General features: G+C 41.3%; 12 protein-coding genes. 8 read left to right on the top strand and 4 right to left on the bottom strand.

All coding sequences use genetic code 11. From position 1 onward, the window contains the following. Positions 1-145: 145 nt before the first annotated feature. A complete protein-coding gene (locus tag HMPREF9145_RS03820) occupies positions 146-757 on the top strand; it encodes a hypothetical protein (protein ID WP_007135537.1) in 612 nt (203 codons plus the stop codon). Then, entirely contained in the window at positions 754-1,557 is an 804-nt protein-coding gene (locus HMPREF9145_RS03815; protein WP_021824916.1) for a tetratricopeptide repeat protein, read from the top strand. The genes HMPREF9145_RS03820 and HMPREF9145_RS03815 overlap by 4 nt, the downstream gene beginning before the upstream one ends. Positions 1,558-1,788: 231 nt before the next feature. Here the strand turns inward: HMPREF9145_RS03815 and udk are convergent, their stop codons facing one another. The 3 genes from udk to HMPREF9145_RS03800 form a co-directional block, all read right to left on the bottom strand. Next, a complete protein-coding gene (udk, locus tag HMPREF9145_RS03810) occupies positions 1,789-2,424 on the bottom strand; it encodes a uridine kinase (protein WP_007135539.1) in 636 nt (211 codons plus the stop codon). Between the two features lie 63 nt (positions 2,425-2,487). Continuing rightward, positions 2,488-3,099 carry a uracil-DNA glycosylase family protein gene (locus HMPREF9145_RS03805; RefSeq protein ID WP_021824851.1) on the bottom strand — a complete coding sequence of 204 codons (612 nt, stop codon included), beginning with the start codon at positions 3,097-3,099 and terminating at the stop codon, positions 2,488-2,490. After that, positions 3,096-4,139 (bottom strand): endonuclease/exonuclease/phosphatase family protein, encoded by a 1,044-nt coding sequence (locus HMPREF9145_RS03800; RefSeq protein ID WP_036906517.1) that lies wholly within the window; start codon positions 4,137-4,139, stop codon positions 3,096-3,098. The genes HMPREF9145_RS03805 and HMPREF9145_RS03800 overlap by 4 nt, the downstream gene beginning before the upstream one ends. Before the next feature lie 189 nt (positions 4,140-4,328). Here HMPREF9145_RS03800 and HMPREF9145_RS03795 point away from each other — a divergent pair, with 189 nt between their 5' ends. From HMPREF9145_RS03795 to HMPREF9145_RS03775, 5 genes are all read left to right on the top strand, one after another. After that, positions 4,329-6,860: a TonB-dependent receptor gene (locus HMPREF9145_RS03795; protein ID WP_021824938.1), complete on the top strand. Its 2,532-nt coding sequence runs from the start codon at positions 4,329-4,331 to the stop codon at positions 6,858-6,860. Between the two features lie 20 nt (positions 6,861-6,880). Further along, entirely contained in the window at positions 6,881-7,720 is an 840-nt protein-coding gene (locus HMPREF9145_RS03790; protein ID WP_036906514.1) for a DUF5689 domain-containing protein, read from the top strand. Between the two features lie 35 nt (positions 7,721-7,755). Then, a complete protein-coding gene (locus HMPREF9145_RS03785) occupies positions 7,756-9,120 on the top strand; it encodes a hypothetical protein (protein WP_021824896.1) in 1,365 nt (454 codons plus the stop codon). A gap of 102 nt (positions 9,121-9,222) precedes the next feature. Beyond that, positions 9,223-9,474, top strand: coding sequence for a type B 50S ribosomal protein L31 (locus HMPREF9145_RS03780; RefSeq protein ID WP_004374378.1), 252 nt, complete (start codon positions 9,223-9,225; stop codon positions 9,472-9,474). A 97-nt stretch (positions 9,475-9,571) separates the two neighbouring features. Further along, entirely contained in the window at positions 9,572-10,522 is a 951-nt protein-coding gene (locus HMPREF9145_RS03775; RefSeq protein WP_021825161.1) for a DNA/RNA non-specific endonuclease, read from the top strand. A gap of 366 nt (positions 10,523-10,888) precedes the next feature. On the opposite strand, the gene HMPREF9145_RS03770 is transcribed toward HMPREF9145_RS03775, so the two are convergent. After that, positions 10,889-12,253 (bottom strand): TrpB-like pyridoxal phosphate-dependent enzyme, encoded by a 1,365-nt coding sequence (locus tag HMPREF9145_RS03770; RefSeq protein WP_007135547.1) that lies wholly within the window; start codon positions 12,251-12,253, stop codon positions 10,889-10,891. Positions 12,254-12,363: 110 nt separating this feature from the next. Here HMPREF9145_RS03770 and HMPREF9145_RS03765 point away from each other — a divergent pair, with 110 nt between their 5' ends. Then, positions 12,364-13,776: a sodium:solute symporter gene (locus HMPREF9145_RS03765; RefSeq protein WP_021824823.1), complete on the top strand. Its 1,413-nt coding sequence runs from the start codon at positions 12,364-12,366 to the stop codon at positions 13,774-13,776. The last annotated feature ends 124 nt before the right edge of the window (positions 13,777-13,900 follow it).

Here is a 13,900-nt window from a genome sequence, read left to right as displayed (position 1 = left end):
AATGAAAGCAGAATGAAAGCACTTAGTTAGTTTTTTTTATTATAACATTTTTAAAAATAACGGCTATCCTTAAATAAACTGAAATAATTTTGTTGTTATTCTGATTTGCCATAAATTTGTGATAAATAACCAAAGAAGAGAGCTTATGAAAAAGAAGAATCTTGTGCTGATGACATTGGCTTTGTTGATTGTTTCCTTGCCAATGAATGCACAAAAAAATAGGAACAAACAGCAGCAATCATTCGTAAAGAAAGTTACTTCGATATGGAATAAGGCAAAAAAGCAGGTTAGTGACACGGGAAAAGATATCGGAGAGAAGATTGGAATCAATGAAATTTCATCGAAACAAAAGGATGTTGACTTAGTGGAAGTAGACGGAAAGAAGTATATGCCGATATATAATTTCGACTTGTTTATGAGTGGTCATGCTGCCGATGATGCCGAATTGGTGCGTCTTTCGCGTGAGGCTTTCACGAAAAGATACCCAAATGCTAAAATCCTTTATGCTGTTGTACCCCAAAAAGACTGGCTAAACACGGTGTTAAAAAACGGAGATAGTGTTGTAGGATACCGCAGAGAAGCCTATTGTTTCATAGTAGCTAAGGATGGTTCTGACGGCTATCTTAATGCTCGTTTCCTTTTTTCGGCAGACCGAAAAGTGGGTGGTGAGTATATGAAAAATAACAGTTGGCCACGTTGGGAGCGTACAGATGTTCTCCCAAATCAAGTTTATGACAAGCTGATTCAACAACAATGAACTTCTTAAAAAAGCTGTTTCGAGGGAATACAACGCCTGAAGAGGAGGTACAACGACAAGGTGAAGTACCCGATTTTGAGGCGTTAAAGCGTGATGGTTTGCGTGCGCTTAATGAACGAAATCCGTCAGAAGCTGTAGACATTTTGTGTCAAGCGTTACAAATTCAGAATGACTTTGAGGTGCGATTTGCTCTCTCTAATGCGCTCGTTGGTTGCAATCAGTTGGCTAAAGCCTATGAAGAATTGCAGAAACTTGCCGAGATTCAACCCGGTAATATCAATGTTTTTATTCGCATGGCTGAGGTAGCTTGCGAGATGAAAAACTACACCGCAATGGGTGAAGCGTGTGAGCGTGGCAAATTGTTGGATAAGGATAATGTGGAGATTAATCTGCTTTATGCCCGTGCCTGCTTAGGCGTTGACGACTCGGTCAATGCGTTAGCCATGCTGACAAAAACGATTTTGCTGAATGAAAACTATACAGAGGCATATCAACTTCGTGGAGAATTGCTCTTGAAAATGGGCGATTTAGATGGTGCTGAGGCTGATGTGGAGTGGGTGTTAAACCATAAAATCACGCTATCGGATGCCTTATTGTTGAAAGCTCGCATAGAAAACGCGCGGCAACATCACGCGAATGCCCTTGAATTTTATAATCAATTTATTGCACAAAATGCCTCAAATAGTGATGTGCTTCGGGAGCGAAGTGCTGTCAAACAGGCTTTAGGCGACCAACAAGGGGCTGCAGATGATTTGAAGCAGGCTAATGAATTAGACGCAGAAAAGCAACAAGTGGTTTAGTTGAAGGGAGCAATCTATCCTATAAAATCGTTTCGATGACACACTCATTTGCCCCATTTCATCGTGTAAAATGGGTGTAATGATTGCGTGTTTCCATAGGAATTGCGCGCCAATTTGACGCAGATTGTTTTATGAAGACTTATCCTTTAGTAAACGCACTGATAGTCAATGGGTTATATAATATGTTGGAACGTCTTATGTTTCCCCATAAAAGGAAGCGCGAGAAGGTGCTTATTCTTTCGGAACAAGCCCTTCGATATAGTTGCAAAGGATATTAATTCCCTTGATATTCTCACCACCTTGAGGGATGATTAGGTCTGCATAACGCTTTGTTGGCTCAATGAATTGCTCGTGCATTGGCTTCAAAACTTCGAGATATCTGTCTACAACCATCGACACAGTACGGCCTCTATCAATGGTATCTCGTTGGATATTACGAATCAATCGCTCGTCAGGATCAGCGTCAACAAATATCTTTAGGTCCATCAAGTCACGGAGTTTCTTGTTTAAAAGCGTCATGATTCCTTCGATAATGATAACAGGTTTGGGGTCGACATGAATTGTTTCGGGGAGTCGGTTGCATTGAATATAGCTGTAAGTGGGCTGTTCAATGGCCTTGCCATTACGCAAATCATTCACTTGTTTGTGCAGAAGTTTCCAGTCAAACGCATCGGGATGGTCGAAGTTTATAGCGTGTCTTTCCTCTTCTGTCATATGAGATGTGTCGTTATAATAGGAATCTAATGGCACAACGGCTACGTAGTGAGGAGGCAAAGCCTCTACAATCTTCTTCACAACGGTAGTCTTTCCGCTTCCAGTTCCACCGGCAATGCCGATGATAGTAATCTTGTTTAATTCACAATTCATAATCAGTTATTTATAGTTATGCTTCGATTCATTCGCCTTTTCGGTGGCAATAGAAGCGGGGTTTTATAGTTCTTCGAACATCTTTTGATAGTATTCAGCTTTCTTTTCCAATTTCATGGGGTAGGCACGACTACTGCTTGGCATGCGATATAGCTTCAGTTTGTGTCCTTCAAAGGTAAATTCTGTATACTCACCCATCTTCGGAATAGCCTTTATTCCATAATGTTTTGTGAAGACTTCTGTTGCAAGTTGTCCGGCAGCCAGAATGCCCCTACACTCTGGTAAGGCGCGAAGCATGTCGTCAAGATTACTTGGTTCGACAATCTCAAGGTCCTTATCAGCGGCATTATTCTTAGTTCTTCTGATTCGAAGTGCCGTGTCAAAGATGGCAACATGCTTTTCTTTAAGAAGCGCTTTGATAGCTTCGACGTGGAAAGTCTTGTGTTCCTGGTCTACAAAGTGCATCTTGTCACCATAGAATATGTATCCAAAGATGCGCCACATATCGTTTTGAAAGTTAGGATAATACCATTCCATGCACCATCGTTTGGGTGCAGGTGGGAAGGTACCTAATATTAATAGGTGAGCATCTTTAGGCAACCAAGGCTCGAAAGGATGTGTTTCTATTTCGAGATTCTCGGTTGTTGGCGTTACTTTTTGATGCGTATTGCTCATTGTTGTTCTTTAATTAAATAGACGCATACAGGCAAGTGGTCGGAGAATCCGTCAAGCCATGCACCACCAGCTGAGGTTCTTTTCGGGCTGCCTTTATATTGTCCTTCTTGCTGAAAGAGGTAAGGCATGCGCTGAATTTGGTTCTTCCAGAACTTCAGTGTAGTGTAGTTGCGTTGACCTTTCTTATTAATTAGGTTGGGAGTCATGATGATTTGGTCGAAGAGATTCCACGAACCACGATACATTAAGGTTCCCTTTCCTTGCTTTTTGAGTATGTTATACCATGGATTATACATGTCATTAGCCTCTACTTTCTCTACAGATTCCTTTGCAGATAGCGTCGAATGCATGCTCTTATCAGTAGGATCGTCGTTCATATCTCCCATGACAAACACTTTGATTTGAGGGTTAAGAGCAAGCAATGAGTCTTTAACGGCCTTGATTTGTGAAGCTCCCCATTCCCTATAAGAAGACCCGTTGTAGCGACTTGGCAAGTGACATACGACGAAAGCTACAGGCTCATTGGCCAGTGTTCCAGTGATAGTGAGGAAACCACGAGTGGCAAACGAGGTGTCTTGTTCAGCGCTATTGCGATATGGAACAAGTCTTTGCGTCTCTACAGTAAATAGAGAAGGGTTGTAGATTAATGCACAGTCAATGCCTCGTTTGTCTGGGCCTTCGATATGACAGAATTGATAATTGCGTGCTTTTAGTTCGGGTTGAGCCGTTAGGTCCGTTAAAACCTTGTTGTTTTCAACCTCACTTAATCCTATTACTGCACAGCCAACATTGGGTAGAACATCGGTTCCCATGTCGGCAAGAGCACGTGCCATGTTGTGTAATTTGTGGCTATATTTGAGCCCATCCCAATGATATGAGCCTGTAGGAAGAAAGTCCTGATCATATTTTCCAGCGTCATGACAGGTGTCAAATAAGTTTTCTTGGTTGTAAAAACCAATCGCATAAACAGAGAATTTCTTTTGTGCAATAGAGGCAATACATACAAAGAGCATTGCCAATAAAATCAGTTGTCTTTTCATTTTTATACTTAAAACAGTGTTGTCCCAATTTAATATAGAGTTCATTTCATAGGAATTACCATTTGCAAAAGTACGCAAAATAATTCAAGTCGTGTGCTTTCAATAAAAAAAACAATGGAAAATACTCTTTACTTTAGAATTAATTTTGTTACTTTGCACGTAACATTAATGTTTATTAAATAACTCTTTATGCAAAAATATCTCCCATTAGCAGTGATGGTTCTTTGCTGTTCGACGACAATGTTCGCACAGAATACGACCTCTCAGCAGCCGAATAAGCCGACCGATGAGAACGTTTTTACTTTCACTGAAGCACAGTTGGGCGAGGATGATAACATGACTCAGAACGTCACTATCCTCAATTCAGCCACCAATGCGTATGCCAGCGAGGTCGGATATCTGTTTTCTCCCATGCGATTTCGTTATCGGGCATTCAATCAGAAGTATAATGAAATCTATATTAATGGTGCACCTGTCAATGATGTTGAACGCGGACAGTTCAGCTTTTCGTCTGTAGGTGGTCTCAATCAAGTAACTCGTAATGTAGACTTCTCACTTCCTTTTGAAAGCAACAACTATGGTGTGACAGGCATGGCAGGTAGTAATAACTACAATTTCCGTAGTGGAAGTATGGCTGTTGGACATCGTTTCAGCTTGGCAGCAGCCAATCGTAACTACACGCTTCGAGGCATGTATACCTATAATAGCGGCTTCAATGCAAAAGGATGGGCCTTTAGTGGTAACCTCACTTATCGCTGGGCAAATCGTGGTTACGTAGAAGGTACGTTCTATAATGCTTTGTCTTATTTCGTGGGTGTACAGAAACTACTTGGTAACCACAGCCTTTCCTTTGCCACATGGGGCAATCCAACAGAGCGTGGAACGCAAGGAGCTGCGACGCAAGAAAGCTTTTGGCTCGCCAACAACTACCTCTATAATCCTTATTGGGGATATCAAAATGGAAAACGAAGAAACTCTCGTGTTGTCACAGATTTTGCCCCTTCAGCTCTTCTTACGTGGGATTGGACCATTAATAATAAGTCAAAACTGACGACAACTCTACTTGGAAAGTACAGCATTTACAAAAGCACCAAGCTCAATTATAATAATGCAGACAACCCACAACCAGATTATTATAAGGTGTTACCCAGTAACTTTTACGACGTATGGGGTAACATATCACGTTTCCAAACGCCACAAGCTTTGGCCGATTGGAAGACAGCTTACGAGTGGCTTTCAAGCAGTAAGGCTCACCGTCAGATAGATTGGGATCGCTTGTATGAAGCTAACCGTGGTGCAAGTGCACAGGGAGCAGATGCTATGTACTATGTACAAGCACGTCACAACAATAATCTTTATCTGACATTGGCTTCTACTTTAACGAAGAATCTGACAGAAAAGAGCACTTGGAATCTTGGTTTCAATGTAGCTGGAAATAAGGGTTTTCATTATCAAACCATGGATGATATGCTGGGAGCAACGTCATTCCACAACGTAAATAACTATGCGATAGGTACGTTTGCAAAGAATTCAGATGCTGTTCAGTATGATCTCAATCACCCAAATGCACTTGTTGGCAAAGGCGATAAATTCGGTTATGATTATAATATCAATGTCCTTCGTACAAATCTCTGGACAAATTATGCCGAGACCTTTGGCATTTTACATTATAGTTTGGCTGCAAAAGTGGGCTATGATGGCATGAATAGAGATGGTAAAATGCGTAATGGCTTGTTTGCAAATAACTCATTCGGCAAGAGCAAGACAGCCAATTTCCTTTCCGGAGGCTTTAAGTTTGCGGGCTCAGTTGACATGAGTAATGGTAGTGTTTTGTCTCTTGGAGTGGGCTATGAAGCTAAGGCTCCCAACGCGTATGTAGCCTTTCAAGCTCCTGAAATGAATAATGATTTCGTGAAAGACCTCAAGAATGAGCTGATCTTTAGCAGCGAATTGAGTTATCAGTTCAGTACTTCTTGGTTGCATGCTAACTTGAGTGGTTACTATAGTCGCGTCAATAATGCGACCGAATGGACTTGTTTCTACTTCGATGATATTAATTCTTTCTCTTATAACTCACTCACTAAACTGAATAAAGTCTATTATGGTGTGGAGTTAGGTATGAAGTTTAAGCTCACCTCTTTCCTTGATTTAAAGGCTCTTGGCACGATAAGTGAGGCGAAGAATATAAGCAATGCACACGTTCGTTACCTTAATTCTACACAAGGAACTTATAATGATGACGAAGCCATTGTAAAGGGAATGCGAGAGAATGGCACTCCCTTGACAGCAGCAAACCTTGGACTTAGCTTCCATCAGGCAGGCTGGTTTATAGACGTAAACGGTAATTATTACGACCGTATCTATTTGGGTTACTCACCTTATTACCGCTATGCATCTGCTCTGAAGGCTATAGGTGCGACCGATGCAAAGGGTAATTATATCGTCAGTCCACAGGATAAAGGTAAAGGAGGCTTTATGCTTGATGCAAGTATTGGTAAGAGTATTCGCTTGAAGAAAGGCACCTTGTCTTTCAACCTCATGGTAACAAACCTTTTGAACAACCAAAAGATTATCACAGGTGGATATGAACAGAGTCGCAGTGACTATTCTATCAAGACGGATGGTACAACAAGTGACCGCACATATCGCTTCTCAAAGAATCCTAAATTGTACCATGTCTATGGCACAAATGGAATGTTGCAGGTAGCTTATAGATTCTAATGATATTAAAAGAAGATAGTATGAATAAGATAAGTTTTATAATATTGGCTCTGCTTTGCAGTGTTTTTACGAGCTGTATGAATGATGATTGGGACACTCCTAATACCGAACATACACGCGGAAACGCTGCAATTAAAGAGACAAATGTATTGACTATTGCACAACTTAAAGCCAAATATGCCAGTACATTAGCCTCTGCTTATGGTTATGTTCAAGTCACTGATGATGAGCAAATCAAAGCCGTTGTCACAGGGAATGATATAGAAGGTAATCTGTTTAGTCAGATTTCTCTCGACGATGGCACTGGAGCTATCATCATTGCGATTAGTGAAGGTGGCATTAATGGTTATCTTCCAGTTGGTACAGAGATACTCGTTAATCTCAAAGACCTATATATTGGCAACTACGGATACCAGCCACAGATAGGTACTCTCTATGAAAGTGCAAAGGGAGAAACCTCAGTTAGTCGTATGTCTCGTATGCGTTGGGATCAACATTTCACATATACTGGCCACAACAAGACTGTAACTCCTGTTGAGTTTGACCAGAGTAAGGTGGCTGATGCCGATTACTTAGCTGACAATTGCGGTAAGTTGATGACGTTGAAAGGTGTTTATTTCAAAGATGGTGGTAAGAAAGATTATGCCAATAAAAAGGATGTTGTCAACAATAACAGTTGTGAACGTGCGCTCAAAGGCATCAATGCCAATAATCTTGTCGTTCGCACGAGCACCTATGCAGACTTTGCAGCTGATACACTTCCTAAGAGCGAAGTGAACATCACGGGCATCTTCACACGTTATAATAATAAGTGGCAGGTGATAATCCGGTCGGCAAAGGACGTAGAATACGTACAATAAATTAAACAATAAGACTCAAAACTATACATTTAATTATGAAAAAGATTTTATATTCTTTATTTGCTTTGGCTGTGTCTGCTATGACTTTTGTGAGTTGTTCAGATGTCCCCGAGCCTTATGATAACCCAAATAATGGTAAGCAAACTACTAAACCAGAAGTCGTTGGCACGCCATCGGGTAGTGGAACTCAGGCTGAACCTTACAATGTTGCAGCTGCAATGCAACTCATTAAGGCTGCAAAGGCTGATGAAAATACAGCTCCTATGTACGTAAAGGGTACGATTGTAGAGATTAAAGACAATGGAAAGAATAAGTTTGGCAATGCCACTTACTACATTGCTGATAGCAAAGATGCCACTCAAAAGCTCTACATTTATCAAAGTTTATATTTGGGTAAAAAGCCGTTTACTACTGGAACAGAACTTAAAGAGGGTGATGAAGTTGTTGTTTATGGCCCATTTGTGAACTATAAGGGCAACACTCCAGAGACTGCCGGCAAGGGAGCCACCTATATATATTCACTCAATGGCCAGACTGCAGGTAATACAACACCAGTTGTTTCCGATAATTCTGCAAGCAATCCTTATTCTGTTGACAAGGCCTTAGAACTCATTTCTACAGGAAAAGCAACTGAAAACGAGGTTTATGTAAAGGGAGTTATCACCAAGGTTGAATATTATAATACCAAGTTTGGCAGCCTCACCTATTATATATCTGACAATGGTCAGCCTGGAAAAGAGCTCCAAATCTTTAGCGGAAAGAGCTTTAATGGCGCTAAATTCAGTGGGAAGAGCGACCTGCAAGTAGGCCAAACCGTCGTTGTTCAGGGTGTGATTAAGGCATACACCAATAGTAAGACTGGTGCGGTTACTAATGAAATGGATAAGGAAAACAAGTTGGTTTCTGTTAATGGAAAGACAGAATTGCAGCCTGGAACGACGACAACGCCAGCCACTCCAGCTACAAATGGCAGCTTAAAGATTGATGGAACAACGGTTACTTTGACTAATTCTGCAGTTACAGCAGGCACTGAAACGGTGACACTTAATTTGAATGCAGCTAATCTTTCGGATAATCAGAAGGAGATGACCGTAACATTTAGCGATGGCTCGAAAGTTGTTTTTGAAGGCAATGGCGAACAAAATGTTCCCGTGTTTATGAGTAAGAGTAAGGGCGTTCGTGTCTATAAGAACAATAAGATGACTTTTGAAGGCAAGAAAGCCATTGCAAAGATTGTCTTCACTTGCGACACTTACAAAGGTGATAAATATGTAGGTAATGCAGAAGCGACCATTACTTTCGAAGGCAAGAAGGCTGTTTATACCAATGTTTTCAATGGAACCACAGGTGGAGGTGTACAGCTTCGTGTGCAAACTATAACCATAACTTACGCTAACTAAGGCTTCTAAAAAGCTTTAAATAATTTGGCAGGCTGCGAAGTTTTCATTAACTTTGCAGCCTGTTACATAGGAAAAGAATTATAAACTATAATATTAAACGAAATGAAAAAAGGTATTCACCCAGAAAACTATCGCCCCGTCGTATTCAAAGATATGTCCAACGGCGATATGTTCCTTACAAAATCTACTGCTAAAACAAATGATACTGTAGAGTTTGAAGGCGAGACTTACCCAGTAGTTAAGATTGAAATCTCAAGCACTTCTCACCCATTTTATACAGGTAAGAGCAAGCTTGTTGATACTGCAGGTCGCGTTGACCGCTTCATGAACCGCTACGGTAAGTTGAAGAAGTAAATATATCCTTTTCAAAGTATATATTCAAATTGAGAGTGCGTTCAAACGTAGTTGCATATACGTTTGAACGCATTTTTTTGCACAAAAAACTAATATAATGAGATTGTATCGTTCTTTTTTTATTCTCTTTTCAGTTGTTTTTGCTTTTACTTCGTGTGGAACTGATCATGAAAATGACATCAATAATGGTGGTGGAAAGACATCCGAAGTAAACGAAAATCGCAATGTTCTCGCTATCGGAAGGCCTGCAGAAGTCACTCGTTTGGAGTTTCCTAAGCTGAAAGGAGGTACGAGTGAAGTTATTGTTCATAGCACTTCGGCTTATGGAATGACCTATGCTTTGGAATGGGATCATGCCAAACGGTCGCAGCGTTGGAGTTGTTATGAGATAACAAGTGCCAATAACAAGAAAGGTTGGAACCGCAAACAATGGAATAATACGAAATGGGGAAGCGACCCATTTCAGGTAGATCCGAAGATTCCTGCCAACGAACAATCGCCTGTTCGAGGGGAGTTTAGTGGAAGCCACTATCCTGGTTATCCCAATAGTTACTTCGATCGGGGCCACATTTGCGCTTCAGAAGACCGTATATATGCCAAAGAAGCCAACGAACAAACATTCTATATGTCGAATATGCAGCCTCAAGTTCATGTGTTTAATGCTGGTATTTGGCAGAAGATGGAAGCCTGCATACAAAACAATGCCAATCGTGGTGAGGTGGTTTATGTATGTAAAGGTGGAACGATTGATAAAGATTCACAAATTCTTACCCATACAAAGAGCGGCTTCATTGTGCCTCGTTATTTCTTCATGGCAGTGCTAATGAAAGATGAAAAAGGTTATCATGCGTTTGGTTTTTGGGTAGAACACCTCTATGAAAACCATTCAAGTGACCGGCTTTCACAGTATGTTGTCAACATCGATGAACTGGAAAGGTTAACAGGAATCGACTTCTTCTGTAATCTACCTGACGAGCTTGAGCACAAGGTTGAACACGAAAGTGCTCAAGAAGTGCGTTCTTATTTCCGCTCATGGGGAATTAACTAAGACATGAAGCTTGCGTATTCATCTTTCAAGGTTTGTCGAATGAGTGTGCACTTTATTTATACTTGTAACAGCATGTGTCTCAGATGGTTAAGTGAATGACGGCAAAAGAGAGATAAAAGCCTAAGGATTCGCAATGTAAAATGAGGCAGATGAGCGCATGAAATGAGGCAGTTTGGCGCATGAAATGGTGCAAATGACAGCGTGAAATGACGCAGATAGCATTTGATAATGCTACAAAGAATAAAATAAAAGCCGTTTTCAGTCTTTATAACTTGCTGAAAACGGCTTTTCTGTTGCTATCTTATTGATTTATAAAGTGCTTTTATCTTGCCCTCCTTCTTTATTATCTTATTACACGAAGCGAGCTTATGCTTGCTTTGGAACATGCTTCAAGTTCTCCTCAATCTCCTCATCACTCAAGCTATAATTATGCAAATCGCCATTGATATAGCTATTATAGCTTGGCATATCTATAAGCCCGTGTCCGCTCAAACAGAACAAAATGACGGGCGACTTGCCTTCTTCTTTGGCCTTGTTTGCTTCGCGTATGGTCGCCGCTATAGCGTGACAACTCTCTGGAGCGGGTATAATGCCTTCGGTTTGTGCAAAGAGTAAGCCCGCTTTGAACGACTCTAATTGCGGAATATCGACGCCATGCATGTAACCATCTTTAATGAGTTGAGAGACGATTACACCCGCTCCATGGTACCGAAGTCCGCCTGCATGGATGTTAGCGGGCTTGAAATCATGACCTAAAGTGTACATAGGAAGTAGGGGAGTATAGCCCGCTTCATCTCCAAAATCGTATTCAAACTTGCCACGAGTAAGCTTAGGACAGCTCTCTGGTTCAGCCGCAATGAACTCTGTTTCCTTGTGAGTTCCATCGAAGATATGACGCATAAAAGGGAATGCAATGCCTCCAAAGTTGCTGCCACCACCAAAGCATGCGATAACCTTATCAGGGTATTCACCCGCCATTTGCATTTGTTTCTCGGCCTCAAGTCCAATGACTGTCTGGTGTAATCCGACATGATTCATCACCGAACCCAACGTATATTTGCACCCCGGTGTAGTCGTTGCAAGTTCTATTGCCTCAGAGATTGCGCTGCCTAATGAGCCTGGATCGTTTGCATTTCGCGTGATAAGGTCTTTCCCTGCGCGTGTAGACATCGAGGGAGAACCCTCAACTGTGGCACCAAACGTACGCATAAGCATAGAACGATATGGCTTTTGTTGTAACGTAATCTTCACCTGATATACGGCCGCTTCGAGTCCATATAGCTTGGCAGCATAGCTTAATGCCGTGCCCCATTGACCCGCTCCAGTCTCTGTTGTGACGTTAGTGTCGCCCTCCTTTTTACAGTAATAACACTGCGGAATGGCTGAGTTTATCTTGTGAGAACCTAAGGGATTCGTGCTCTCATTCTTGAAATAGATGTGTGCAGTGGTGCCCAACGCCTGCTCAAGTGCATAAGCTCGCACTAAGGGTGTGGCTCTATAATACGAATATTTCTCTCTAACCTCGTCGGGAATAGGTATCCATGGGTTCACAGTATCAAGCTCTTGACGTGAACATTCCTTGCTAAAGATGTGGCTAAGGTCGTCAACTGTGAGTGGTTTTCGCGTCTGAGGATTCAGTGGCGGCATAGGTTTGGTGGGCATATCTGCCTGAATATTATACCAATGTTTAGGAATATCATGTTCCTGTAAGATAAATTTCTTCTGTTTCATAAATTCATTTTATATGATGAGTCGTCTCATATCGTTTTATCATACAAAGGTAATAAAAAGAAACTTTTAGCGTAATTAAATAATGATTTTTTATTAATTTTGCAGTCATCATGGTTATAATCGTTACAATTTTAGCTTATTTTTGTATACTACTTGTGTTTAGTAGGTTTACAAGTAGACGTGCAACAAACAGTACTTTCTATCGCGCTGACCGCCGTTCGCCTTGGTATATGGTGGCTTTTGGCATGATAGGTGCATCGATTTCGGGGATTACATTTGTCAGTGTGCCTGGAATGGCGGTTAAAATCGATATGACCTATCTGCAGATGTGTTTTGGTTTTATCTTTGGTTACTTGATAGTGGCGTTCGTGTTACTGCCAGTTTACTATCGATTGAACCTCACAACAATCTATACTTACCTGCAAACTCGGCTTGGACAGCGGGCATATAAGACCGGTTCTTCATTCTTTTTGTTGTCTAAACTCATTGGAGCGGCCGTGCGTTTCTATGTGGTTTGCATCATTCTTCAACGTTTTGTTCTCGACCAATTAGGCATCCCTTTCCTTGTGACGGTAGTCTTTATGGTTGGTCTGATATGGCTATATACACGTAAAGGAGGCATAAAAACGCTCGTATGGACAGACTCTTTTCAAACCCTTTGCATGTTTTTAGCGTTGATTTTAATCATCTTTCATGTCATGACAGCCCTCCATCTGAACCTTAATCAGGCTGTAACGGCGATAGCAAATGATAGTCATAGTCGTGTGTTTATATGGCAAGACTGGGCATCAAAGCAAAACTTTTGGAAGATGTTTTTAAGCGGAATATTCATTGTTATCGTAATGACGGGCTTGGATCAAGATATGATGCAGAAGAATCTTACGTGCAAATCGCTGCGTGAAGCGCAAAAGGATATGTGTTCTTATGGCTTAGCTTTCGTGCCGGCTAACCTGCTTTTTCTGTCTCTTGGCATTCTTTTGATGATGCTTTCCCATAGAGAAGGCATTGCGATTCCATGTGCAACCGATGACCTTTTACCTATGTTTGCTGCCACAGGAAGCCTCGGTTCACTCGTAATAGTGTTGTTTACTATAGGCATTGTTGCAGCCAGTTTTTCGAGCGCAGACAGTGCTATGACGGCCTTAACCACCACATGGTGTGTCGACATTATGGAGAAAAAAGACGATGAAAAACTTCGAAAGCGCACACATCTTGGCTTTGCTTTGCTCTTTGTAGTATTCATTTTGGCATTCAAAGCGCTAAATTCTACGAGTGTGATTGATGCCATTTATATCATTTGTTCCTACACTTATGGTCCGCTTCTCGGACTGTTTGCCTTCGGACTTTTTACGCGTTGGCAGGTGAAAGACCACTATGTGCCTTATATAGCAATAATAAGCCCGGTCATTTGCTTTGCTATCGAGACGATAACAAGACAAACAACCGGGTATGAATTCGGTTATGAGTTGTTGATGGTCAACGGACTTTTGACCTTCGTTGGACTCTACCTCTGTCGCAAGTAGTATCTAATTGTGTTTCAATTAGATACAAAACACGCCATGAAATGACGCAAATCATGCGACAATTTGACGCAAATTACATCGTAATTCGATGCACTTTGCACCGTAATCTGCCTCAAACCGCGTC

It is taken from the genome of Segatella salivae F0493 (genome assembly GCF_000477535.1).
GTDB classification, from domain to species: Bacteria; Bacteroidota; Bacteroidia; order Bacteroidales; family Bacteroidaceae; genus Prevotella; species Prevotella salivae.
This window is presented reverse-complemented; position numbering and strand designations above follow the sequence as displayed.